Annotated in this window: 14 protein-coding genes, 1 tRNA gene and 13 pseudogenes; 11 read left to right on the top strand and 17 right to left on the bottom strand. The window is 59.0% G+C overall.

Annotation, left to right across the window (positions count from 1 at the left end):
* Positions 1–9: 9 nt before the first annotated feature.
* Positions 10–777 (bottom strand): annotated as a pseudogene (gene istA, locus EI171_RS12040) (IS21 family transposase); the annotation flags it as partial.
* A gap of 172 nt (positions 778–949) precedes the next feature.
* On the opposite strand from istA, the pseudogene EI171_RS12035 reads away from it, so the two are divergent.
* Positions 950–1,219 (top strand): annotated as a pseudogene (locus EI171_RS12035) (transposase); the annotation flags it as partial.
* A 472-nt stretch (positions 1,220–1,691) separates the two neighbouring features.
* Here the strand turns inward: EI171_RS12035 and EI171_RS12030 are convergent.
* Positions 1,692–2,654 carry a hypothetical protein gene (locus tag EI171_RS12030; RefSeq protein WP_161533433.1) on the bottom strand — a complete coding sequence of 321 codons (963 nt, stop codon included), beginning with the start codon at positions 2,652–2,654 and terminating at the stop codon, positions 1,692–1,694.
* On the bottom strand, positions 2,635–4,704 hold the full coding sequence (locus tag EI171_RS44695; protein ID WP_202633135.1) for a hypothetical protein: 2,070 nt from the start codon (positions 4,702–4,704) through the stop codon (positions 2,635–2,637). Before EI171_RS44695 ends, EI171_RS12030 begins: the two co-directional genes overlap by 20 nt.
* 547 nt (positions 4,705–5,251) lie before the next feature.
* Between EI171_RS44695 and EI171_RS12020 the strand changes: the two genes are divergently transcribed.
* Positions 5,252–5,512 (top strand): transposase, encoded by a 261-nt coding sequence (locus tag EI171_RS12020; protein WP_161533432.1) that lies wholly within the window; start codon positions 5,252–5,254, stop codon positions 5,510–5,512.
* 114 nt (positions 5,513–5,626) lie between these two features.
* On the opposite strand, the pseudogene EI171_RS45615 reads toward EI171_RS12020, so the two are convergent.
* Together EI171_RS45615 and EI171_RS12010 are read right to left on the bottom strand one after the other, a co-directional pair.
* Positions 5,627–5,826, bottom strand: a pseudogene (locus EI171_RS45615) (TIGR02301 family protein); the annotation flags it as partial.
* Positions 5,827–6,246: 420 nt separating this feature from the next.
* Positions 6,247–7,386 (bottom strand): annotated as a pseudogene (locus EI171_RS12010) (prolyl oligopeptidase family serine peptidase); the annotation flags it as partial.
* A 62-nt stretch (positions 7,387–7,448) separates the two neighbouring features.
* On the opposite strand from EI171_RS12010, the gene EI171_RS12005 reads away from it, so the two are divergent.
* Together EI171_RS12005 and EI171_RS12000 are read left to right on the top strand one after the other, a co-directional pair.
* Positions 7,449–8,540, top strand: a complete 1,092-nt coding sequence (locus EI171_RS12005) for an IS5 family transposase (RefSeq protein ID WP_161533217.1) — start codon at positions 7,449–7,451, stop codon at positions 8,538–8,540.
* Complete coding sequence (locus EI171_RS12000) at positions 8,540–8,884, top strand: hypothetical protein (RefSeq protein WP_161533216.1); 345 nt, start codon at positions 8,540–8,542, stop codon at positions 8,882–8,884. The genes EI171_RS12005 and EI171_RS12000 overlap by 1 nt, the downstream gene beginning before the upstream one ends.
* An 18-nt stretch (positions 8,885–8,902) precedes the next feature.
* Here the strand turns inward: EI171_RS12000 and EI171_RS11995 are convergent.
* The 3 genes and pseudogenes from EI171_RS11995 to EI171_RS11985 form a co-directional block, all read right to left on the bottom strand.
* Positions 8,903–10,099, bottom strand: a pseudogene (locus EI171_RS11995) (DPP IV N-terminal domain-containing protein); the annotation flags it as partial.
* 775 nt (positions 10,100–10,874) lie between these two features.
* Positions 10,875–11,422, bottom strand: a pseudogene (locus EI171_RS11990) (transposase); the annotation flags it as partial.
* A 73-nt stretch (positions 11,423–11,495) separates the two neighbouring features.
* Entirely contained in the window at positions 11,496–11,996 is a 501-nt protein-coding gene (locus EI171_RS11985; protein ID WP_161533431.1) for an IS3 family transposase, read from the bottom strand.
* Positions 11,997–12,216: 220 nt separating this feature from the next.
* Here EI171_RS11985 and EI171_RS11980 point away from each other — a divergent pair.
* A pseudogene (locus tag EI171_RS11980) lies at positions 12,217–12,368 on the top strand (IS256 family transposase); the annotation flags it as partial.
* A gap of 121 nt (positions 12,369–12,489) precedes the next feature.
* On the opposite strand, the gene EI171_RS11975 reads toward EI171_RS11980, so the two are convergent.
* Positions 12,490–12,711, bottom strand: coding sequence for a hypothetical protein (locus EI171_RS11975; RefSeq protein WP_161533430.1), 222 nt, complete (start codon positions 12,709–12,711; stop codon positions 12,490–12,492).
* 428 nt (positions 12,712–13,139) lie between these two features.
* On the opposite strand from EI171_RS11975, the pseudogene EI171_RS11970 reads away from it, so the two are divergent.
* Positions 13,140–14,583: pseudogene (locus EI171_RS11970) on the top strand (IS701 family transposase).
* Positions 14,584–14,638: 55 nt separating this feature from the next.
* On the opposite strand, the gene EI171_RS11965 reads toward EI171_RS11970, so the two are convergent.
* From EI171_RS11965 to EI171_RS45605, 3 genes and pseudogenes are all read right to left on the bottom strand, one after another.
* Positions 14,639–15,376 carry a glycosyl hydrolase gene (locus EI171_RS11965; RefSeq protein WP_161533429.1) on the bottom strand — a complete coding sequence of 246 codons (738 nt, stop codon included), beginning with the start codon at positions 15,374–15,376 and terminating at the stop codon, positions 14,639–14,641.
* Between the two features lie 852 nt (positions 15,377–16,228).
* Entirely contained in the window at positions 16,229–17,545 is a 1,317-nt protein-coding gene (ltrA, locus tag EI171_RS11960) for a group II intron reverse transcriptase/maturase (protein ID WP_202633193.1), read from the bottom strand.
* A gap of 492 nt (positions 17,546–18,037) precedes the next feature.
* Positions 18,038–18,256, bottom strand: a pseudogene (locus EI171_RS45605) (IS110 family transposase); the annotation flags it as partial.
* A 126-nt stretch (positions 18,257–18,382) separates the two neighbouring features.
* Here EI171_RS45605 and EI171_RS46710 point away from each other — a divergent pair.
* Both EI171_RS46710 and EI171_RS11950 read left to right on the top strand, forming a co-directional pair.
* Positions 18,383–18,730, top strand: a pseudogene (locus EI171_RS46710) (exonuclease domain-containing protein); the annotation flags it as partial.
* 6 nt (positions 18,731–18,736) lie between these two features.
* Positions 18,737–19,054 (top strand): BRCT domain-containing protein, encoded by a 318-nt coding sequence (locus EI171_RS11950; RefSeq protein ID WP_371740539.1) that lies wholly within the window; start codon positions 18,737–18,739, stop codon positions 19,052–19,054.
* A 932-nt stretch (positions 19,055–19,986) separates the two neighbouring features.
* Here the strand turns inward: EI171_RS11950 and EI171_RS11945 are convergent.
* Positions 19,987–20,057: transfer RNA gene (locus EI171_RS11945), tRNA-His, on the bottom strand.
* On the opposite strand from EI171_RS11945, the gene EI171_RS11940 reads away from it, so the two are divergent.
* On the top strand, positions 20,053–20,439 hold the full coding sequence (locus EI171_RS11940; protein ID WP_161533426.1) for a hypothetical protein: 387 nt from the start codon (positions 20,053–20,055) through the stop codon (positions 20,437–20,439). The two genes, EI171_RS11945 and EI171_RS11940, sit on opposite strands and share 5 nt — an antisense overlap.
* 215 nt (positions 20,440–20,654) lie before the next feature.
* Here EI171_RS11940 and EI171_RS11935 read toward each other — a convergent pair.
* From EI171_RS11935 to EI171_RS11925, 3 genes and pseudogenes are all read right to left on the bottom strand, one after another.
* A pseudogene (locus tag EI171_RS11935) lies at positions 20,655–20,903 on the bottom strand (P-type conjugative transfer ATPase TrbB); the annotation flags it as partial.
* Positions 20,904–21,322: 419 nt separating this feature from the next.
* Positions 21,323–21,415: a transposase gene (locus EI171_RS45600; protein WP_246740519.1), complete on the bottom strand. Its 93-nt coding sequence runs from the start codon at positions 21,413–21,415 to the stop codon at positions 21,323–21,325.
* Positions 21,416–22,230: 815 nt separating this feature from the next.
* On the bottom strand, positions 22,231–22,491 hold the full coding sequence (locus EI171_RS11925) for a hypothetical protein (protein ID WP_161533425.1): 261 nt from the start codon (positions 22,489–22,491) through the stop codon (positions 22,231–22,233).
* Between the two features lie 208 nt (positions 22,492–22,699).
* On the opposite strand from EI171_RS11925, the pseudogene EI171_RS11920 reads away from it, so the two are divergent.
* Together EI171_RS11920 and istB are read left to right on the top strand one after the other, a co-directional pair.
* A pseudogene (locus EI171_RS11920) lies at positions 22,700–22,915 on the top strand (IS21 family transposase); the annotation flags it as partial.
* Positions 22,916–22,953: 38 nt separating this feature from the next.
* Positions 22,954–23,722 (top strand): annotated as a pseudogene (istB, locus tag EI171_RS11915) (IS21-like element helper ATPase IstB).
* Between the two features lie 434 nt (positions 23,723–24,156).
* On the opposite strand, the gene EI171_RS11910 reads toward istB, so the two are convergent.
* Positions 24,157–24,306 carry a hypothetical protein gene (locus EI171_RS11910; protein WP_161533424.1) on the bottom strand — a complete coding sequence of 50 codons (150 nt, stop codon included), beginning with the start codon at positions 24,304–24,306 and terminating at the stop codon, positions 24,157–24,159.
* Positions 24,307–24,468 lie beyond the last annotated feature (162 nt).

The following is a 24,468-nucleotide window of genomic DNA, read 5'->3' as shown; positions in this document are numbered from 1 at the left end:
TGAAGCAATCGCCTTGTCCTTTGGCCGCCTCGGCCTCGCCGCCAGGATCGCGGTGCCGTAATGACCGGCCATCTCGGCATAGGTTCGGTTGATCCCGGGATCGTAGCGATCGGGGTTGGTCACGGCGGCCTTGAGATTATCGCAGACCACGAACTTCGGCACGCCGCCGAGATACCCGAACAGGTTGGCATGCACGCCGATCCAGTCGGACAGGCTCTCGCTTGGGCAGGCCTCGGCGTAGGTGTAGTTCGAGGCCCCGATCGCCGCGACGAACAGCTTCATGGCGCGCACTTCGCCGGTGATGGGATCGAAGATGTCGATGGTGTCGCCAGCGAAATCGACGAACACCTTCTCCCCACCGATGTGGGTCTGACGCATGCTCGGCTGCGCCCGCTGCTTCCATGCCTCGAAAGTCGTGCAAAACCAGGTATAGCCAAAGCCGTCCGGATTGGCGGCGCGATACTCTTCCCACAACAGCAGGCGTGTCACGCTGCGCCGGCGTAGCTCCTTCTCCACATAAACCCAGTCGGGGGACGGTCGTCGGTCGCTTTGCGAGGCAGCCTTTGGCGCCGGGAACAGCAGCAGCTCCAGGCCCTCGTCATCCATGCCCTCCGGCAGCGGCCAGCTCAGCCCGGCAAGGCGGGCGCGACGCACGTAGCCATGCACGACACCATTGCTCACTCCCAACGTCCGCGCGATGACGCGCTCGGTCAGGCCCTGATGCCTCAAACGTAGAACTTCTCGGATCCGGCGCATCGACAATCTCTGGGTAGGCATCAGGCTTCCTCATTGGTTGAATGAGAAACCCGTAGCCCGGTTGAGTTGTCGGCCGAAGCGTCCGGCACCGCCAAAAGGTGCTCACGATCGCCTGAAATCGCTGCTCACGATCCTCTGAAATCGTTGCTCACGATGCGCTGAAATCCGTGCTCACGATCCCGCGAAACGCGCACCAAGACGTTATCAATCCGGTGAGATGGATCGCACTGGCCGCATCTCCAAGCGTGGCAACCACCAGATGCGGACTTATTTGTTCGAGGCCGCGAACGTCCTGCTGACCGTTGTCAGGCGAGGTTCTGCGCTCAAGCGCTGGGGCAGCAAGCTGGCCAAACGCATCGGCGCAAAGAGGGCCAAGGTTGCCGTCGCTCGCAAAATGGCTGTGATCCTCCATGCCATCTGGACCGATGGCACCGAATTCCAGGCAGAGATGCGCACCGCATGAACAAGTCTTAAACCAACTCAGATCCGCCTCCGGCGGAACAAGCGTCCCTGCCGGGACGAAGGTGTGGGCAATCTCGAAGTCGTCCCTGCGGGCTTCCATGCACCGCGCTCTTCACATCGAGATGCCACACCTCTTGAACGCCATCATGCGGCGCTCCTGCATCGAGACGACCGCGGAAAGAACCATGAACCCGGCAGTGGATCACTTTTGTTTGTCGGGGTTGACACTGTGCCCGCGATTAAAGAACGGACAACTACTTGTCCCATCTCGCCGACTACGCATATCGCAGTTCCCCTCTGCGAGACGTCCAGCCCAACGTATTGCTTCATCATAGATGCTCCGAATCGTTTGATTGCGAGAGCTCGACAATAGCGAGAGTACCTCCCTCCCGAACGTCGACCGCAATTACGTCATCGTTTGCAAATTTGAGCAGTTCCGGATGGCGTTTGACATATCGGGGGGACAGCCACCATCATGACCCCTTGCTCGGAGCAGGGCCCCCCGCTTCAAAAGTGAGCTGTTCTGTAATCGAATCTGGACCGACGGCAAATGATGGAGCGGGCTGATTATTCCGCCCTGCCTGGATGTCCTGGCGAAGCTCCTGTTCCAGTCGGAGAAGCCCCTCTGGATCGGCTGGAGAAGGCATAGATTGATCATCCGGATGTTCGAGCACTCGCCGAAGCTCGGCTGGAGACATCTGCTTTGGGTCGAACGCGACGTGCTCTTCCGACGCCCATTTGGGGCTGTGCTGGAAGTCCAGGGGGAGATACATTGATAGATTGGGCAGTGGACCCCGCTCGTGAGCCCACTGATCTGCCGGGCCTGAGTTAGATGCCACTCCCGACGGCGCCGGTTCATCATCGAGTAGTTGCCGAAGCTCCTCCGGTTCAAAAGCGAGCTGTTCTGTATCGAAATCTGGACCGACGGCAAATGATGGAGCGGGCTGATTATTCTGCCCTGCCTGGATGTCCTGGCGAAGCTCCTGTTCCAGTCGGAGAAGCCCCTCTGGATCGGCTGGAGAAGGCATAGATTGATCATCCAGATGTTCGAGCACTCGCCGAAGCTCGGCTGGAGACATCTGCTTTGGGTCGAACGCGACGTGCTCTTCCGACGCCCATTTGGGGCTGTGCTGGAAGTCCAGGGGGAGATACATTGATAGATTAGGCAGTGGACCCCGCTCGTGAGCCCACTGATCTGCCGGGCCTGAGTTAGATGCCACTCCCGACGGCGCCGGTTCATCATCGAGTAGTTGCCGAAGCTCCTCCGGTTCAAAAGCGAGCTGTTCTGTATCGAAATCTGCACCGACGGCAAATGATGGAGCGGGCTGATTATTCTGCCCTGCCTGGATGTCCTGGCGAAGCTCCTGTTCCAGTCGGAGAAGCCCCTCTCGATCGGCTGGAGAAGGCATAGATTGATTATCCAGATGTTCGAGCACTCGCCGAAGCTCCGCTGGAGACATCTGCTCTGGGTCGAACGCGACGTGCTCTTCCGACGCCCATTTGGGGCTGTGCTGGAAGTCCAGGGGAGATACATTGATAGATCAGGCAGTGGCCCCCGCTCGTGAGCCCACTGATCTGTCGGGCCTGAGTTAGATGCCACTCCCGACGGCGCCGGTTCATCATCCAGTAGTTGCCGAAGCTCCTCCGGTTCAAAAGCGAGCTGCCCTGAATCGAAATCTGGACCGACGGCAAATGATGGAGCGGGCTGATTATTCTGCCCTGCCTGGATGTCCTGGCGAAGCTCCTGTTCCAGTCGGAGAAGCCCCTCTCGATCGGCTGGAGAAGGCATAGATTGATCATCCAGATGTTCGAGCACTCGCCGAAGCTTCCCCGGAGACATCTGCTCTGGATCGAACGCGACGTGCTCTTGGACGAAAACCGACGGGGCGGGTTGATCATCCCGTGGTCTTGGAATCTGCTCGGGCCGCCTGCCAGCTTCCTGCCACGCGCTGTGCTGCGCAGCGGCGTTGCCGACGCCTTTCGGCTCCATCCGTACCGCCTTCTCGGAATTGACGCGGGCGACCTTCTGGGGGGAGGATTGGACTTAGTGTTGCCGCGTCCTATCGGCGCGCCCGTCGACCAGAAGGTCCGGAGATGGTTTAATGCGCGAAAGAAGTTTACGCGACTAGCTGTTCCGGTGAACTCGAACACGTCACCGGCATCGCTCAGCGACTCACTCTTGAGCCGAGCAGCAATGCTCGGCTTGTCTTTTGCGAAGAGCCAACGGCTAAAGCTACGAAGAGGGCCTACATACTGCTCCACCGTGGTGGCGGCCATCCCAGCCTCGATGAGGGCCTCCTCAAGACTCGAGATAACGGGAACATCCTCGGCATAAAGAGGCGGCGTGCCGCGTCCTATCGGCGCGCCCGTCGACCAGAAGGTCCGGAGATGGTTTAATGCGAGAAAGAAGTTTACGCGACTAGCTGTTCCGGTGAACTCGAACACGTCACCGGCATCGCTCAGCGACTCACTCTTGAGCCGAGCAACAATGCTCGGCTTGTCTTTTGCGAAGAGCCAACGGCTAAAGCTACGAAGAGAGCCTACATACGGCTTCACCGTGGTGGCGGCCATCCCAGCCTCGATGAGGGCCTCCTCAAGACTCGAGATAACGGGAACATCCTCGGCATAAAGAGGCGGCGTGTCGCGTCCTATCGGCGCGCCCGTCGACCAGAAGGTCCGGAGATGGTTTAATGCGCGAAAGAAGTTTACGCGACTACCTGTTCCGGTGAACTCGATCACGTCACCGTCATCGCTCAGCGACTCACTCTTGAGCCGAGCAACAATGCTCGGCTTGTCTTTTGCGAAGAGCCAACGGCTAAAGCTACGAAGAGAGCCTACATACGGCTTCACCGTGGTGGCGGCCATCCCAGCCTCGATGAGAGACTCCTCAAGACTCGAGATAACGGGAACATCCTCGGCATAAAGAGGCGGCGTCTCGCGCCCCGGGTGGATGACGGGCGTGGTTGCGCCCGTCGACCGAAATTTCCGGAGATGATTTAACGCCTTAAGGAGTTTATTATTTTTACCCTCTGCGGTGAACTCGCGTACGTCACCGTCATCGCTCAGCGCCTCACTGTCGAGCCGAGCGACAATGCTCGCTCTGTTGTTTGCGAAGAGCCAACGGCTGAAGTTAAGAAGAGAACTTGCATACTGCCTCGCCGGGGTGGCGGTCATGCCGCCCTTGATGAGGGCCGCCTCAAGGCTCAAGATAACGGGACCATCCTCCGAATAAAGAGGCCGCTTGTCCCGCTTTTCCGTTATCACAATTCCCGTTGAGTGAGCCGACTGCAGCGCCAAGGCTGACGGCATTGCTCCACCACCTCCACTTGAATTCGCGATCTCGCCTAGCTGCCGCTCAAGCGGAACGCCTTGCGGATTGTTTCGGATCCTCGGCTTCTTTACCGGTCTCAACTCAGCTGTGCCATGCTCATCGTTGATTACGACCTCCTCGCTTGACAGGAGGTTGCTCCTGGCAAGTGCATCCATCAGCTCATCGCGGGACTGCTGGCCGTCGCTAGACACATTGGGGCGCAGGCTACCGCGCGACCCCCAATCGGGCATCGCCCAATCGGCCAGGCGCGCCGCTGCCATTTGCTGCTCAAAGGCTTCTTGCTCCGCCCGGTCTGCCTGCTGATCATCCATCAGTGCGTGCTGCACCTCTGAGGAGGCCGCTACATTGGAGGGGTCAAAATTGTGCGGGTCCACGCTAGCCTCTCGTCTACAGATCAACTGAGAAGCCTACCCGGGCAAGCTTTCGAGAAGCTGACGAGGCACTCGCCCGTGAAGCCACGCAGCTCCCAAATCACGAAATCGGGATACGGGGAGTCTCGCGACTCCGCCCCTCCCACACCACCGGACACACGGTCCGTATCCGGCGGTTCGGTGGATCATGCGGGCTGCTGCGCCGCGAGGAAGCCAAGCTGAGTGCGTTGAGGAACGCGATTGGCAGTAACCGGCATGAGGCCCCCACCTAGCCACCCCTCGGCTTGCGCGCGATACAGCCTGGCATGAGCTGATCGGTGGAGGTGGAACGATGGCAAATGCCATGCTTGATGCCAGGCAGGAAGATGACTCCTATCGTCGCGTCGAGGTGATCACTGGGGAGCGCCGACGGCGTCGGTGGACGGGCGAGGAGAAGGCCCGGATCGTGGCGGAGAGCTTTGGGGAGAGTGCGAACATCTCCGAGGTTGCGCGGCGCAATGGCGGTTCGCGGGGGCTGCTTACGGTGTGGCGACGCCAAGTTGAATGCCGGAGAATGCGTCCGGCGGCTCTTTTTCGTCATCTTCGCTCCTGATTCGCAGCAAGAATCCTCGCCGCTGTCAGGCAGAAAATCCACTCAAGCTACTGTCCGAATTTGCGGGGCCAGCTCAGGCCATCCGCCGGCAGAGTGCCGTCGAGGATCGCGCGGTCAGTTGGCATAGCGGGCCGTCAGGTCGCGTTATACTCAAGCCTTCCTCGATGTAGCCGCGGATCACGACGCAAGCCGCCGGCGTACAGGTCCGGTAGGTCTGTTCGAAGCCTTGTAGCCGCGATTAAAGCCCGCGACCATGCGCGCGCCGCGGTCGCCGGAGGAGGGTCGGCATCGATCAGCGCCTGCATCTCTTTGCGCGTCCGCAGGCGCCCTGTAACAGGCATTCCACCTGCCGAAGCTAGGCGGATCTTGCGACGCCTCGAGTTTCCACTGCCCCTCCAAACACGAATGCTTGCTCAACATGGTCGAGAATCAGATCGGCGTCCGGTGGGCCCAGTACCTGGATCTCAAGATGGTATATCCCAAGCGAATGTGCCGCGAAATCAACACCTGGCAACGATACCGAAATGCCGTCCGCTTCCGCATTAAATGGATGCCCACACTAGAAAAGCGCCCGCGCCGACATCGGCAGCGCCTGTCCCAAAACTCCCAAAGAGTCATAGATCACTGTGCTTTTGCATTCTAATGCTGAGAGACAAGCGAAATCGGTGGGCGCTCGTTCGAGTCGCCACGGCGTTGGACCTAAATGATGATAGCTCTTCGCGCAATCATGGCCCTTAATTGGGTTTCAGCAGCTTAATCGATAGGGCGTTCCAGTTAGGTGGTATTTGCCCAAGAATATTGCGAACGAAGAAGTCCAGAAGCTTGAGCTCGCTATAATTGCCGGGCGCTCCGTGATCTGCGCTGGGTACCACAAGCATGTCGAAGTATTTTCCTGCCTTGATGAGCCGATCAGCCATCTGGAAGGTAGAGGACGGATCGACATTGCGGTCCATTTCGCCGACAATGAGCATCAACTTACCCTGTAGTCTGTGGGCGTTGTCGATGGCGGAGGACAGCGAATATTCGATGCCAACCGGCCAACCCATCCACTGTTCATTCCACCATATCTTGTCCATCCGGTTGTCGTAACAGCCGCTGTTAGCCACCGCCACCTTGTAAAAATCAGAATGGAAGAGCAGCGCGCTCACCGCGTTCTGCCCGCCGGCGGACCCGCCAAAAATGCCGACGTTCGAGATATCGTACCACGAATATTTCGCGCTCGCCGCCTTATGCCATAGGATCCGATCGGGAAAGCCGGCGTCCTTTAAATTCTTCCAGGCAATGTCGTGGAACGCGCGCGAGCGATTGTTCGTACCCATTCCATCGATCTGAACGACGATAAACCCCATTTGGGTGAGCGGCTCAACCAAGGCCGAGAACGACTTGGGAACGAAAGAACCCGTTGGGCCGGCATAGATGTTTTCCACCACCGGGTATCTCTTGTTTCGATCGAAGTTGAGGGGCTTGTGAATACCCCCCCATATATCGGTCTCGCCGTCCCGGCCCTTGGCATGGAAGCTGAGGGGCGGCTGCCAGCCGGAGGCGATGAGTTCGGAGATATCGGCGCTCTCAACCTGCATCAGCTCGGCATTATCACTGGCGCGATACAACACCAAGCGCGGCGGGACATCGATGCCTGACCACAGGTCGAGATAGTAGCGGCCGTTAGGTGAAAACTCAATGTGATGGTTGGCCGGTTCAGGAGTGAGCGCGGTCAGTCCGCTCCCATCGAAGTCGACACGGTAAGCATGGACAAAATAGGGATCTTCCCCTTTTTCCTTCCCGCTCGCACCAAACCAAATCTGGCGCTTGACCGGATCGACGTAGTAGACCGCGCGAACCACCCAATCTCCTCTAGCAGGCTGTTGAAAAAGGATGCTCGCCGCCGGCCGGCGACCGTGATTCACTAGCTCCGAGGGGATTCGGGAGATGGTGCGTGCGCGGCGGCGACAATCGAACGGGCGAGCTGTTCAGCTACGTTGACCTGGAGGCTCGCGTGCGGCGGGATCATCCACTGCGAGCGATCCGGACGATCGTAAACGAGGCGCTGGCGGCGCTGGAGCGCGAGTTTGCCGCGCTCTATTCGCCGATTGGGCGGCCGTCGATCCCGCCGGAGAAGCTGCTGCGGGCGATGCTGTTGCAGGCGTTTTATTCGATCCGCTCGGAGCGGCTTCTGATGGAGCGGCTGGAATACGATCTGCTGTTCCGGTGGTTCGTCGGAATCGGCGTCGACGACGCAGCCTGGGACCATTCGGTGTTCTCGAAGAACCGCGACCGGCTGCTGCAGGGCGATATCGCGGCCAAGTTCCTCGCGGCGGTGCTGGAGCGGCCCAAGGTGAAGAGGCTTCTGTCGAGCGATCACTTCTCGGTCGATGGGACGCTGATCGATGCCTGGGCCTCAATGAAGAGCGTCAAACCCAAGGACGGCACGGGCGAGCCGCCGGCGCAAGGCGGCGGGCGCAATGCTGACGCGCACTTCCACGGCCAGAAACGCTCGAACGACACCCATGCTTCGACGACTGATCCCGATGCCAGGCTCTACCGCAAAGGTAAAGGCAAGGAGACGAAGCTGTGCTTCATCGGGCATGGGCTGATGGAGAACCGCCACGGCCTGCTGGTCGACGCCTGCCTGACGCGGGCCGACGGGCATGCCGAGCGAGTGGCCGCGCTGCACATGATTGAGCCTCGTGCCGACCGGCCGACAGCAATCACGCTTGGCGCCGACAAAGCCTACGACGCAGAGGACTTCGTCAACGAGCTGCGCTCGATGCACGTAACGCCGCATGTTGCGCAGAACACCAGCGGCCGCAGCTCTTCGATCGACGGGAGAACGACCCGGCACAGCGGCTATGCCGTCAGCCAGCGCATCCGCAAGCGCATCGAGGAGGCGTTCGGCTGGATCAAGACGGTCGCCGGTCAAGAGAAGACCAGCTTCCGTGGCCGTGATCGCGTCGCATGGGCCTTCACCTTCGCTGCCAGCGCCTACAATCTGGTGCGGCTGCCCAAGTTGATCGCGGAGACCGGCTGATGGGCAAGGTGCCCGGCTTCGCCAAGGCCTTTGTCGGACGTTGGCGCATCGTCGAGATGGACGTCTGGGACAGCGACTTCCTCGATCTTGTCGAAGAGGCGCATCTCACCTTCCAGGGCAAGTCCGATGGCGAAATCGCCTTTGGGGCTCTTAAGGGCTTCTTGGACGTGCGCTACGGCACCCGCGACGGTTCGCCCTGCGCGGAGTTCTCATGGGAAGGGCACGATGAGAATGATCCATCCTGCGGTCGCGGATGGGCTATGATTGGCACCAAGGGCAGGCTCGTCGGCCACTTCTACATCCACAACGGCGACGATTCCGCCTTCGTTTGCGAACGCGGCTGAGTTTTTCAACACCCTGCTAGTGATCTGGTTTTTGAGCTCACCGGTTCGGCCATCGAAGAGGTACAGATGCTCGTATCCATCGCGCTCGGACGCCCAGATGATCTCCTTTCCGTCCTCAACGTCGTAGCGGAAGAACTTTCCAGTATTCCGCTGGTTCATCACTAGAGGCTGGTAATCGATGAAGGTAATGCTGCGCTCATCAATCAGAGCGCGCACCTTACCTGTAGCAGCTTCCACCTCGACAAGGCGATAGAGTTGGTGCCCGCGCTGATTATACTCGAAGGTGAACCCGCGACCATCTTTCCACCACTTGATCGGCGAAAGGTGGTAGGGATTTGGAAAGGAAGCATTGTCGATTTCAATCTTGCTCTGCATGATGATGTCAAACAGCACCGGCTGGAGCAGTGGCAAGGCATCACCCGGCTTCGGATACGTCATCGTCGAATATCTAGGTTGAAGCTCGTCCGTCGGGGACGATTCGATGTAGTGGATCTGACGTTTGTGGCCTGGACGGATGCGGTAAGCCGCGAGGTGACGCGAATCTGGAGACCATCTTAGCGTCGAGAAAGCATAGTAGTTGCCTTCCGATCCGTCCCAGGTCAAAGGGATGTCCTGCAAGCCGTCCTCGCTGCGCAGGAAGATATTGTATTTTGTAGTATAGGCCAACCATTTGCCGTCAGGGGATATGCTTGTGTTCTCCGGATCGTTCTCCGCGGGCGGGGTGGGATCATAGCCCATCTGTTGATGGACGTCCGGGTGCATGGCATTGGCTGTGCAGCCATAGCTTACGAGATCGCATGTCCACCGGGTGTTGTCGATGTTGAAGGTGATCATGCGAGCATCGTCGGCCAGCTCGAAACGGTCGAACGGCAGATTGTCGGCTTTATAGTTCTCGAGGCTTGCCCTGGCCAGCGCCGCCGCGAGGCGGGTATGATCAAAAGCCGGCTGCTTTCCGCCAGTGGCGGCATCGACCCGCATGAACTGGTGCTTGCCTTGAGTCGTCCGTCGGTAGACGAACGCTTCGCCCTCTGCGAGCCAGAACGGAACGTCGGGCATATTGACAGTGAGCTGGTTATATTGAGCGCCGATCGTGAGCGCTCGCTCGTAATCGGACGGCACCAGCAGCGGCTTTGCAATGTTGTCGGCCGGAGCCTGCGCGGCTGCCAATCCCTGCTGACCCAGCAGCGCAAGCATGAAAGCGCCAAGCTTGTACATGTTCGTTCACTCGTCCTCGTTCTGTGGGGATAACGGAGGCTGGGGATGACCTCACGAAATGGCGCAGCTGCGTTCAGTGTCTCCTCCAAAGCCCAGCACTGGCCCGTGCGCACAAAGCGTCCTAAACGTTGCACGCAAGTCTTGCGCCAGAATCAGGTTCCAATCTTCCAGATATCTGAGTGGGCGACTGGGCGGCACGGTCTAAAGCTGTGATCACCGCTCTGGCCCCAGCCAGGGATGCAGGGGTATGGACGATGGCGCCATAGATAGATGGGCCGTAGGGGTCACTGAAGATGTCCGGCCATTGCCGCCACCGCCGTGCACGCAATGTAATTCTCGGTCCAGCTCCACAGTGTCGGATGAAACCTTCACCGCTGGATCGAGATCCGCCGATTTAGCGCCACCGCAGGCGGCAAGCGTAACTGCTGCCGCGCCCCGTACAAGAACTCCAGGTCGCATATCACCTCACGAACAACACATGTGCGCGCCAACCGCAACGACGCTCGATGTCGTAGCCTCGCTTCTACGCCCCTGGTGGTGAGCAGAATCCATGCCAGCGAAGCGATGCGCATTCCCGACGGCTTCCGATAGCTATGTCGCTTACGCGACAGGGCTAGCGATTGTTGAGGCACGCCGTATGTCTGACCTCGAACACACCAGAACGTCCTGCCGTAGCGGCCGGTCAGCTTTGCGGGCTGCAGTCTCGGTCTTTCGGCCGATGATGAATCAAGGCCGAGGAAGAACGCGTGGGCGACGCATGGAGGGCATCGTCAACTTAATCGACCGCCGAGACGAAGGAGGCGATTCTCGAAGGTTCGAGATTCGGCGATAGCGCTTGTCGTGGAGATTTCGCGCCAAGTCGCAAAGGCTCGTTCGCGCGAAGCACGACGGAAGTCGGCGGTGATAGCTCCGAGATAGCGGATGTGGAAAAGGTTCGCACCTGATCGTGAACTGACTGAAACCGTTGAGCCCAGTGGGACGATTTGAAACGCTTCATGATCCGCTCGCGTCGCCGCGTCGGCTGATGAGAATTCTCGGCCCGATTGTTGAGAGCTTTGCGCTAGCGAGGTTCAACCCTCGCGGCGCCGTACGAACGCAGCTTGTCCGTGATCATCACGCGCGGCGGCGTGCCGGCGGACTTAAAAGCCGCTGCGCAGCGCGCGAGTCTCTTCTCGACGCTGGATCAAGTCGTCGAGAGCGAAGCCCTTCTGGCCGACAGCGCGCCAGAGCCAATGTTTGTTCGCCCGCGATCGAGATAGCGACCTGGTCCAGATGCCATTTGTCACCGCGAGCGGGAGCGCGCTGGCGGATCCGATCGGAGAACGCCTCTACCCTTCTCGGTGTTGAAACTCTCCGGCGTGCCGTGCGTCGCCAGCGCCTCGTCCAGAGCCGCCACTCAGAAGGAGCGTCCATCGTATTCGACAGCCGCCACGCCAGAACCGCACGGCTCGCTCAGTCGATGATGGCGACGAGATAGAGAAAGCCGCGGCCGATGGGCAGATACGTGATGTCGGCCACCCACACCTGGCTCGGCTGGTCGATTGCCATGTTGCGCAGCAGATAGGGATAGATCTTGTGGCCCCGGGGCCGGCTTTGTCGTGTTCGGCTTCGGTCCCAGCGCCGCGATGCCCAGCCTGCGCATCAACCGTTGCACGCGCTTGCGATTGCCCCGGAGCCCCTCAGCCTTCAGCATCGCGGTAATTCGCCGCGAGTCCAAGAATGGCAAGGCGGTGAACAGCTCGTCGATCCGCTGCATCAGGGCAAGGTCGTTGTCGTTGGCCGGCTGTAGCGGCCGATAGACGCAAGAACGGGCGATGCCGAGCAACATGCATTGCCGGCGGGTCGACAGCGCCTGGTTGGCGCGATCGAGCATTCCTCGACGGTCCGGCGTGCTCATCTTCCGGACCTCCGCGCTAGTCTTTGGCGTGCAGCTTCTCGATCTCGCGTTCGCGCGTTTCCTCGCTCTCGCGCCCGCGCCGCTTTCCAGCGCGATCTTTGCCTTCAACGCCGCGTCGATCTCCCGTCGTGTCTTCTTCGTCATCATGCCCTCCGTCCATGAAAACGGAGCGGCCCTTTTCCAACTTAGCCTCTCGTCCCAAAACCGGGGTCCATTTCAGGGCAGCATTCGCCGCGTCACGCGCAACGTCAAACGCTGGCGGGATGCCGGTATGGCCTTGCGGTGGGTCGTAGCCGTCATGATCGAGCCAACAAGGCCTTCCGATGATTGACGGCGCATAAGAAATTGTCGGTTCTGCGCGCGGCCCTTTAAGCTCACCACGATCGCATGACGATCAAGCCCGTTGCCCAGACGAGGGCCACGCAACATTCATTCCGGCAACGTCGGCCCGGCGTAGTTCAATAGCGATCGGGACATCTCCCGCTACCTTCGCTCACGAAAGGCCGCGCAGCGGGCATTGATCGTTCTTACCCAACTCGACGAGGTGCGGAATGGCTCGTTTCAAGAACAGTGCCGAAAGTACGGTGATGATGCGAAAATCCCAAATTGCGCATTTCCCTCGCCATTTCTTTGAGCTTTTGAAAAACGGGCGCACGGCAAGGTAGGAGCAGCCGCGCAGCTTTCGAGCGTTAGAATTGCTCGTCTTCCGCGACATGTTTCTAACCCCTTATCATTACCAGAATGCATTATCGGCTTCGGCAATTTTGCCGTAACTCCAGACGCCAAACTGTGGTTGAGCGAGATCAAGGAATTGTCCGAGTTATTGCGATGAAAACATGAGGTTCGGAGTGGCCATCGGCCGAGATTGCCCGGCAAAGTCATACCACGATCGTACCGTACGTTTTTGAAGCTGGGCCTGGATCTGACGTGCCGGGGGATTGCGAACGAAGATCAATCGCGATTAGGCTAAGAGTCCACTTCTGGACTGTCGGCCCCCGCAACAAGCCCACCCATCCGCCGACGGGCTACCTACGCAGCGTGAGCATCGTGCGAATCGATGTTCGTCCAGTGCGGTCAGCACCACATGTTTGCTAGTCTGACTGAGTCACAAAACTGCCGGCCAGAATCAGCGATGGATGAAGCATGGACCATCAGTCGAGAGGCCGACATGAGCGGTGCGAGAAGCGATTTGCGACGTATTTGGAAGGGCTTGCCAGTGTCATCGGTCATGCTGATCGGAAGGCGCCGCTGCGCGACTTTGCGTCGGCCTGATGGCCTGTGGCGGTCGCAAGAGCGTGGAGCCGATGGCGGCGGTGACAGCTCCGGAACGGACGGCCGCCCAGCATCAATCGCTGCTGCATTTCGTCGGCAGCGGCGCCTGGTCGGATGAGAAGGTGCTGGGCAAGGTACGTGAGATGGTCCTGCCGGCGATTGAACGCCAGGGCCCCATCGAAGCCTGGATCATCGCCGATACCGGATTCCCAAGCAGGGGCGACATTCAGTTGGAGTTGCACGGCAATATTGCGGGCAGCTCGGCAAGCAGGATAATTGTCAGGTGGCGGTATCACTATCGATTGCCAACCACCACGCCAGCCTGCCTGTCGCCTATCCCCTTTATCTTCCGAAGGAATGCACTGAGGACTGCGATCGGCGGCGCAAGGTGGGCATTCCTGCCGAAGTTGGCTTCCGGACCAAGCCGGAGATCGCGCTGGAGCAGTTGCGGTGGGCCTGTGCGAGCGGCCTTCCGCGCGGTGTTGTGCTGATGGACGCGGGCTATGGCAACAACAGCGACCTGCGCACGGAGATCACGGCGCTGGGATTGACCTATGTGGCGGGTCTTCTGTCGAGCACAACGGTATGGGCGCCCGGCACCGGTGCCTTGCCGCCGAAGCCATGGTCGGGCCGCGGCCGTCCACCGAAACTGATGCGCCGCAACCGTCAGCATCAGCCGGCCGCCGTCAAGGCGCTCGCGATCGGCCTGCCGGCCAAAGCTTGGCGCACCATCACATGGCGGCAAGGAACGAGCGAAAAGCTGACCTCGCGCTTTGCACGCGTGCGGGTCCGTGCCGCGCATCGTGATTATTGGCAAACCACCCGGCGATTGGAGGAATGGTTGCTGATCGAATGGCCAAAAGGCGAGGACCAGCCTGCCAAATACTGGCTCTCGACATTGCCGGAGGATGTGGCATTCCGGACTCTCGTTGAGATGGCTAAATTGCGCTGTCGCATCGAACGCGACTATCAGGAACTCAAGCAGGAGGTCGGGCTCGGCCACTTCGAGGGACGCGGCTGGCGCGGCTTTCATCATCACGCAACAATGTGCATCGCAGGCTACGGATTCCTGATCTCCGAGCGGGAGACGATTCCCCCCTCAGGCGCTCGGCGCGCCCGGCCGATCCCGCTCGATCGCATTCCCGCAGATTACAGACCCCGGGGATCTGCCGCTGCGGACCCAACGTCACATTCCAAATTCGATCGCGACGATGCGACGGCGCCTCGAACATGGGCTCGTCCGAACGCTGTCGAGATCTCCTTGTTGTGCGATCAAGTTCGACCACCAGACAGATCATCGTTTGGGACGCAGTAGGACTAAGCCGCCGGTCCAAAATCCGAGGCCGCTTCACCTCAGCGACCGCGAGTACTCACCTCGATGTCAGGGTCCAATTATTGAAGTTAAAGTTCATCCCACCTGGAGAGGAGGTGATCTCAACGCCGTATTGGACGTTGCCGACGTTTATCTCCCCAAAGTACCCTTTCGACTTGATCCACAGCAGGACACTCTTGATATCCACCGTCCCAGTGTTGGTCTTCGAAGTGCGCAGAAATGAGATGACCTTATGGTGATTTTCTCCTTGAAATACGTTCCAAGTCGCTCCGCCTACATCGACATTTGTGTAGATCGGTATCGCGGCCCCGGAAGAAGCGTACTTGTAAGAAATAGGCTTGACGTTGCCGCCACCATCAGGATTGCCAGTGTAATTCGTCCAGAGCATTATCTCATACTGATTTGAGCTGTCCCAGATATCGTAGGCGACGTCCCAGGCGCCGCTAGTCGGAACGTCCTGATTGAAGGTCGAGATCAGAGTGTTGATCGAACTGAGCGGTTTACCGACATTGAAACCCTCGTGGGGATAGCTCTTGATTCCGCCAGCATCAGGCTGGTTCGACCACACCCCCCACTGGTTGACAGCACTCACCGAGATAGTCTGGGGCCCTGCGCCCCTGCCCCATACGTCGTTATTCCAACTGTAGCCATCGATTGAAAAGCTCCCGTATTGAGCACTCGAACTCCATATCGGAGCTTTTGCCGATGCCGCGAGAAGCGCACCCTTGGCAGCAATCAGGACCACAAGCACCTTTAGCTTCGACACGCTCGCCATTCTCAATCTCCAACCTTTGCCCGCTCGCCCCTCGCAAGAGTTGGGCCATAATGGGCAGAGCCAGACGTCGCTATTTTTCTCGCGCTTCCGGTCGCGTTCCCGACAGGCTGGCGGATTTCAGACCAGGGCCCCTCGCGATTGGTTGGAACTGAAAGCGGCGTAGTCTCCGAGGTGATCAACCTCGAATCATCCGCCGTTTGGAGCGCCGGATCGGAGATCCATGCCATGACCAGCAACATCACAAAGATGCATTTCCCCACCGCGTGAAAGAGAGACGGCTCCGCAGCTTTTCGAAATTGATTCGATCCGGTCGAAACGGCGCTGCGGGAACGAGCGCGGGAATTGATTAGAAGAATTGCTCCGCAGCGAGTTCGATCCGGCCCTTGCGCGGCCGCGCTACGGACGCGGCGTGAAGGCCGGCCATGAGGGAACGCCCCGTTACGGGCATCGACCCGGCAGCCGGCTGCGGTCGCTGACCGGTAGCTTCGGTTCGATTAAAATCGCGGCCCGCGTGCCCGGCTTGACACCCGCGATGGGGGACGACCGAATGGAAGAGCCAATTGCTGCGGGCCTGCAAGGATCGCCTCAGCCCTGCCGAGGTAGACATCGACAGGAGTAGGTTGTCGATGCTCTCATGACAGCGGACGCGATTGTAGTGCTCGACGAACCGGGACGAAGCGCATGGTATTGCAGCCTCGCTGATCGCCTCTGCGTCGGCAGCATTAGTCTTCCCGCGCTTGAGTAGAGTCGAGGAGAGGCGCGGTGATGCGCTTGTTGCGCGTTCCGTTTCCTCTCCCCGCTCATCAAACCGGACGTGCGGTTTTCCCGCATCCGGCTTTCCGACAGGTTTCGTCACAAGGCGCACGTCGGCGACACTTTGCGCACGCGGTTCAGCACAAGTACGCCAGGGTTCCCATAGATCTGATCAGAGAACCGTCTGACGCCACGTCCTGGCGTCTTATGTCGTCTGCGCAGAAAGGCGAGCACGCGGTCAAAGACGTGTCGATCAACGGCCTGATGAGCCGTAGCAAGCGAGCCATAGCTGAAGTAAGCGGACCAGCCGCGCAGAAGGCGGTTCAGTCGTGCTTGTACTTCGGGCCAAGCGCCCTTGTTGCCCGGCGTCAGCAGTTCGCTGACCTTCCTCTTGATCCGCAGCACGCTTTTCTTCGACGGAGCCGCGCCAAGATACCACCGCCCCCCATTGCGGAAGTGGCGGGGTCCGAGCGTGTACCCAAGGAAGTCAAAGCTTTCCAATCGGGCATTCTTCACCGAGGTTTTAGTCTCGTTGAGTGTCAGCCCAAGCTTGGTCATCACCGCTTTCGTCCACGTCAATGCGTCTTCCGCGTGGCCGCGGCTGAGAATGACGAAGTCGTCGGCATAGGAGATAATCTGGCCATGGAATGCTTCACGCCGACCGCTGAGACGCCAATGCTTCAGGAACCGGTTCATGTAGATGACGGAGAGCAGCGGACTGATGACACCGCCCTGTGGCGTGCCACACTTGTTGCTCTTACCGCCGCTCATGCGCCGTTTCCCGTTGCTATCCCGCTCCTCGACCGGTACTCGCAGCCATAACTTAATCAGCCGCAGCACATTCCGGTCGACGATGCGTCGGGCCACCGATTTGAGGAGGTCCGAGTGCGGTATCGTGTCGAAGTATTTCGACAAATCGGCGTCAACAACATCTGTGTAGCCCCGGCACATAAGCCGGTGCACTTCCTTGACGGCATCGACCGCGCTGCGGCGCGGGCGATATCCATAAGCTCCGTCCTCAAAATCCGCCTCGAAGATCGGTTCCAGCACGATCTTTGCAGCAGCTTGGACGACCCGGTCCCGGATTGTTGGGATACCGAGCGGACGTTCGCCGCCGCCGGGCTTCGGGATCATCACCCGCCGCACCGGATCGGGCCGATAGGTCTTCGTGACGAGTTCATCGCGCAGGCCAGCCAACCATGCTTCGAGTCCCGACGCGTCGATCTGTTCGAAAGTTATTCCGTCCACTCCCGGCGCACCCGCGTTGGCGCGGGCCAGCTTGTAGGCATGGCTCAGAATGTCCTCGCGGCAGATCTTGTCGTACAGCACATAGAAGCGGAAGGCAGGCTCCGCCTTCGCTTTGCAATAAAGCTTTCTCTGAAGGCTCCTGATCTTATCGGGCGTTTCAAGGCTCATCGCCAATCTACCCTTTCCCTCGCCATCTTCAAAAGCGCACCTGAAGTCAGGGTCCTTTCCTCCGCCGGAATTACCCGGTTTCATCGGTACCTTTGACCCTGTCCGACTCCCGTCCGGTCCATCCACTACTCAATGCTGAAGGCGCGACCTTCGACCAAGACGGGTCTCCCCCGATTACCCGTACTACCTTTCCAACGTGCCGTGCCCATTACCCCGGTGAACCAGACAGGTGCGTGCGTCGATTGCTTCCCTGTCCGCACGGCCTCCCCCGCCATACGATCGGATCGGCATTCACATCGTAACTTTCGAGGCGTGCTCAGGCTTCACTCACGTTACGGCCCGCTGGATTGCTCGGCCGCCTAAAGCGACCTTTGTCACGAGGCTTCGATCCGTCCGATTGCTCGTCCAAACCGCTCGTCAGCTACCAGATCAATCGACAACTCTCTGGGTGGATCCTTCCTCCACTGGTAATACGCGCCGTCGGGGCGCACCGAATGGCTTCACATATTGAGGTAGCAGAAGTTTGACGTCATGACCAAAAGCCGCGATCTCGCGCGCCCAATAGTGCGCGCTCGCGCATGCTTCCATTCCGACCAAACACGGTGACAATTTCTCGAAGAAGCGCAAGACGTCCGCACGCCGTAGCTTTCGCTGGAACAGCGGTGCGCCTTCAGCGTCTGCGCCATGAACCTGGAAAACCTGCTTGGCCAAATCTTGCCCACTAGTAGTAACATCCTTGACGGAACGGTCCCTACTTGTGACTCCCGATGACTACTTTGACCCAATCAATGTCTCTATTCATGGGATCGGTGAAAGCCAAATCCGAAGCGCCCGAAGTTTCCGGACATCTATCCGCAACTGGCCTCGCGCCTGAATGGCGCGGTGGTTGTCAGTCATACGCTATTCGATCGAGCGGCGATGCGACAGGCATCCGCTCGACACCGCCTCACAGACGTTAGTTGCCGGTGGCTGGACACGACGCGCGTTGCACAGCGAGCTTGGGCTCAATTCGCACGCGCAGGCTATGGCCTTGGAGATCTGACGCGCGAATTCGGTATCACATTCAGCTATCATCATGCAGCGGAAGATGCTCGCGCCACGGGCATGATCCTCCTTAAAGCTATGGAAGAGACAGGCCTGTCGATTGACGACTGGATCACACGTTGCCAGCCTCTTACCCCATAGGGCCATATAACGCGCGAGGGCAATCTCGACGGCCTGCTCGCTGGAGAAGTGGTGGTCTTCACAGGAGCTTTGTCGATGCCGCGACGCAAAGCGGCCGACCTGGCGGCCCGTGTAGGCCGCGAAGTGGATGGCGGCGTCACGAAAAACACGACGCTGCTCATCGTGGGCGATCAAGATGTGACCCGTTTCGCAACCGGTCAATCGAAGAGCAGCAAGCATCTCAAAGCTGAAGCGCTGATAGCAAAAGGGCAACGAATCCGCATCCTCCGCGAGAGCGCTTTTCTTCAGCTAGCGAAAGCCGCGGCCGACTATGCCCAGGAGTAGCGTATCCACATGACCGCATCGATATTCTCAGCAATAGCATAGGCGTTCGCAAGCGCAAGCGCGTGTTATACGAATATCTTCGCCAAGTGACTTGATGTCACGATCCCCGCGCACGCGGTGCTGGACCTTCGCAATGTGCGAAAGATCATTAACCACCGGCTGTTCACGAGTGTGGACCGCGTCTCACCATCGGCCGACCGAGCAGAAAGACAGCGGATGACGGCCGCTTTGCGCCGATTATCGCTGTGGTTGTAATGCTAAGATTGCATCCGGTATTTGCCGAACCGACATGATCAAGAGTATTCGTAATACTGTTCATGGTAGGAACTTTGCTCGCAATCGCTGCCGGCAATGCGACCTGGGATTTTGCGAATGGCTATTTCGCCTGCATTCTTGCCGCTTGCCGCGTCATTCGGTGCTGGCCTTTGGTTCGAACGCGCCTTCATCAAACGCGCTCATCGTGAGATGATCCGCCTTCACGGCGCGGACTGGCACGCTGGAGACCGCTAGTCTGCGGGCAATCGCGTTTCACCCAAAGGACACACCAAACAACCAGGGCGAAGGAATGACAGTCAATCATATCAGTGCGCTTAGGAACCGGTCCAGGCGATGGAGCAAGGAAGAGGACGAGCGCCTGCTCGAACTCGGCTCGAACAACGAAGTGCCGAAGCGTATTTCTATCCTGCTCGAGAGAAGCGAAGTCGCTGTCGTTCAGCGGATGAGAAAATTGCAAGTGAGGCGCCCAAAGTCCAACCGGACCTCCAGAACGGATGGATGCAACGGCTAACACACGAATAATTCGGCATTACCAATGGCGACCTCTCCGAATTAGCCGATTGATAAAGCGAGCACACAGCTGTGTACCCGAGTCTCCCCCAATGAGCCTCACTCATCGCAGCACGCCGAGCCATCCGGATAGCTCGCCAAGCCGGCACCACCTGGCCGACTCGAACGGCCACTACCGGATCCACAATCCAGCGTCCTACCCTTAAACGAAAATGGCGAAAGAAAACGAGTTGGCAACAGCAGAACAGACAGCATCCGTGAAGATAGTTGATGCCGTAAAAGCGCTCAACGAAGCACTGATGGATGCCGGCGAGCAAGACCTATCCGTCGAACTTGTTGTCCGACCAAGTCGCGCGGCACAACAAACTCAACAGCGTCAGCAAACTGGAGACTCGAGAGACGGCGCTGCCGTGAGCTTGATCGATATCATATTGACCGAGTTGCGCCGGCAGCACGAGGAACATAAGGGCGCCGGCGTCCATGTCGACGCCGGCAATCCCCGTCATACGATCATCGACGGTAGTGTCGATCTGATCGCGTTGGTTGAGGCGATCGATCAGCATCGATCGCAAGTCGGGAGGTCAAACGATGGTGCCTGAAGGAAGATTCGAATTTCCCACCCGGAGAGCTTCGATTGGCACATGCCCTCCAATTGTCGCGCACCGTGATCGCTGAAGAGACCGGGGATAATCAGACCTATGACCAAAGCTCGCGTTGAATTTATCGGCGGTCTCGCAGATGGGGCCAAGATGCAGCGTCCGCGCGTTGCCACAGTAGACGTGCCAACTCCGGGTCTCGGCAAATTTACCTACACGTGCACCTCAGCACCGACATGGTGCGCGACTAGGCGCACGATCCGCTCGCCGTCGGCGGCGGACATCGTGCGGCCACTATCCTCCAGTCCGCCGGACAGCCGATCGACCCAGAGCCGACCGTCGGGGTTGAGCATCACTTCCACGATCGAGGGGTCTTCAAGGAAGGTCGCGATCGCAGGGCCCAGCGCGGTGCGCAGCATGCGCGCGCCACGCGAGAACGCTTCCGAATGGAGTGAAGTGCCCGCCATGATCGTCCCCCGTCGAGAGCCAATCGCAGCAAGCGATCGGCGACGGGGATGGATAGAAAAGGCAGGAAACGGGTTAGTTCAACAACTATTCAGCAGTCGTGGGGAGCCAGCGTAGAGCAGCGAAAAAATACTTGCTGCATAGAAGGCTGCTGACCGCCCTGATGACAGGCTCGTCATAGAGAAAAGTGCGACCGTGAATTTGCCCAGGCTTTGACAGACTATCGGCAGCTTCTTGAGTGCAAATCGGTCATGTCACCGCTCGCGGCGCATTCAATTGGATTCCGCAATACGTTGCGCGCGCGAAGGCACTGAAGATCGTCTATTTTTCATTATTCAGCGGCGGAGTTCCTCAATCATTTGCCGCCGGTGACGCGTCGTCCCCGACTGCCGAGATTTCCGTGCAAATCGACGATCTCCCGTTAGTCTTGAATGGGATCAGGATCCCTGGCTCGCGAGAGCCGGCTGTTTGCGATTGCAACGCGATGGGTATAGCGGCCGAGATAGGCTAGCACCTGTGCGATCACCGAACGGCCGATTGCCGCATCAACAGTCTCCAGCCGAGGCCTGCGAGAAGACAAGACAAAATGGAGGATCGGTCTTACGAGCGCGCGCGGATACTGGTGACCTTAAGGGCCCGTTCGAGGCCTGTAGACTAATCAGAACGCGCGCGCTGATATCCATGATGGCCGGGAGCACAAACGCTCCAATCAGAGGCCGGATACATTGAAGCAAGACCGCCGCCGCCAATTCGACGAATCTTCGAATCTTCTCGCAATGCACGGCCGGACCATAAATTAAGGTCAATCCTCAACCCGCCTCGCAAAGTACACAAGGCGGCCTCCGCCGGAGCCATAGTAACTTGTCACGAATTGTATGAGGGCCAGCAGCGTCATTTACGAATGCGGACGTATAGGCGCGAATCCTCGGACCCGAACCCAACCATCGACGCCTTTTGCAGCAGTCCTTGCAACCATGTTCGCCGTTGCAGCTGCATGGGCGGTAATCCGAGAACCCACCTTCTGAAGTCGCAGCCCAGCGGTAACGTCAGCAACTTTCTTCGACTGCCTCGGCAACGTTCTTCGGCTGCTAGACGAGATAGAATGAAGAGACTCGCGATTACGCCGAAAAGACCGAGAAAAGCCGTTTTGCACTCATTCACCCGATCAACTGAGAGCCTCGCCGCACACCTGCGAAACCTTAGCGCCGCCGCCGAGACAGAGGCGTTTTCTTAATCTTGGCGAAGCACTACGTCTATAATTTCTCGGACTGAAGCGGGACAAGCGAGCGGTATCGCGTACCGCTCGCCGGCTCGCCAAAATGTTTGCGTTTAGTTATTGAGCTCCGGGCAGACTGGGATGTTACAATCACTGCGTTTGCCGAGGATGGGGTGGCAGTGGGGCGGCATCACATCGTGACCTCCCGAAGCCGCACATGCTTCTTCAAGGGTCAATTCGTTCACGCCATAGGCTGACATATCGCTTTCCATGTTTTCTCCTTTCACATCGTTGCCGGTCAGCAACTGCTGCCGACGATACCGCAGGAACGCAAGCCTCGGGCCAACCGCGCGCAGAGCAGCAAAAACGAGCATTTGCACGTCATTCGGAGTCTTGACAGGGAATGTGCAGCGGGCCGCTTGAACATCGCGTTGCGAACACGACTAATCGAGCAGTTGGAAACACGACATGCGCGAAGAAGGCAGCGAGCATCGCCGGGATCCGGATCGGGCGAAACTGCTACACCATTGTTAATTTCGCGCCTCAATGCACTATGCCCTGTCCAAGGAGTTCCTCGAAGCCGACAGGGAAGCCTGCCGGCTCATGGTCGATCTGCTTGCGCTGGCGCACGAGCGCGGCTGCGAGGCCGAAGTCGCCGGTCAGCTCGCCCCCGACCTCAACCGGCTGCGCGCCCACTTCGCGCCCGATCCTGCCTGCGTGCCGCAGGTCATGGTGCAGCTCGCCCGGCTCGCCAGCTATGAGTTTCTCATCGGCGCCAGCCAGATCGGAGATGCCGCACGAACACGGCCAACACCGTCGACACCGCGCCCCTCAATCTGTTGCTCAACGAGCTGCGGCTGCCCGCCATCAAGGTGCTGTGGCCACGATTCGGCGAACAGTCCGACAAGGAAGGCTGGCCGGCGGCCCGCTTCCTCGCCGTCGTCGCCGAGCACGCGATCGCCGAACGCGGCCGCCGTCGCATCGAGCTCCATCTCGTCGAGGCTAGGCTGCCGGCCGGAAAAGACCTTCGATAGCTTCGACTTCGAGGCCGTGCCGATGATTTCCAAAGCGCAGGTGACCGCGCTTGCCGCTGGCGACGGCTGGGTCGGCAAGGGCGCCAATTTGCTGCTGTTCGGGCCGCCCTGGCGGTGGCTAGAGCCACTTGGCGACAGCGATCGGCTTGGCTCTCATCGAGAACGGTTGGCGGATCCTGTTCACCCGCACCACCGATCTCGTGCAGAAGCTCCAGGTGGCGCGGCGCGAGCTCAACCTCGAGGCCGCCATCAATCGCCTCGATCGCTTCGACCTCCTGATCCTCGATGACCTCGCCTACGTCACCAAGGATCAGGCCGAGACAAGCGTGCTGTTCGAACTCATCAGCGCACGCTACGAACGGCGTTCGATGCTGATCACCGCCAATCAGTCCTTCGGCGAATGGAATAGGGTCTTCCCGCATCCCGCCATGACGCTCGCCGCCATCGATCGCCTCGTTCACCACGCCACCATCATCGAAATGAACGTCGACGAAGGCGCACCGCGCTCGAGCGAAAACGCGGCCCAGGTCGGCCACCGTCGCACGCGACCTCAAAAACACTCGTTGATTGACGGCTTCCCAGCCAGATTGTCGCGCTACCAAAACCCTCCCGAAGTCACAAATGATTCTTCAGGAGATAGTTCGGTTACACCATAGGCTGACACATCGGTCGTCATTTTTGAGTCCTTTCAGTGATGCCGGATCGACCGGCCCTACGGCCGCGCAAAAAGGGACTCAAGAGTTGCGGCAACTGTGAAGTGAGAACCCAAGCCCCCCATTCTGCCTCGTTCAGCGGCCTGATTGACAGCGCTCCGACTATCTGCATCTGTCAGTGAGCGCGCCCCGCTCAGCCTCCAGCTTGGCAGTCAAAGCTGCCGCTATAGGTGCGCTCGATCGGATGGGCTCTAACTCCATGCGACCAAGACCGCTTCCTAGAGTTGCGGTTCAAAACGCACAGCTGCGGCAGCATCCCGCGACAGCTAGGACCACATTCTCTTTTTTGGCTTCAAGATTTAGGCAAGAGGCCGCCAGCGGCGATGGATGCTGCTAGGCCCGCCAACACTTCCACAATCGCCCAAAACCAGCCTCCCGAAGTTGCCGATGCCTCTTGAGGAGTTAGTTCGGTTACGCCATAGGCTGACATATCGGTCTTCATCGTTGTCTCCTTTTCTGTGTGAGGAGCAGCTATCAAAGACCGTGCCAACTACGCCAAGAAAAAAGCTGTTCGATAAATGGAATGCGCTCGCTTCGGCCCTCCACTCCGAGCAAGTTCTGCGCGTCGCCATGGAGGGCGGCGGACATCACGACCGGCCTCGAG

Origin of the sequence: Bradyrhizobium sp. LCT2 (assembly GCF_009931255.1) — a bacterium.
Lineage (GTDB): Bacteria > Pseudomonadota > Alphaproteobacteria > Rhizobiales > Xanthobacteraceae > Bradyrhizobium > Bradyrhizobium diazoefficiens.
This window is presented reverse-complemented; position numbering and strand designations above follow the sequence as displayed.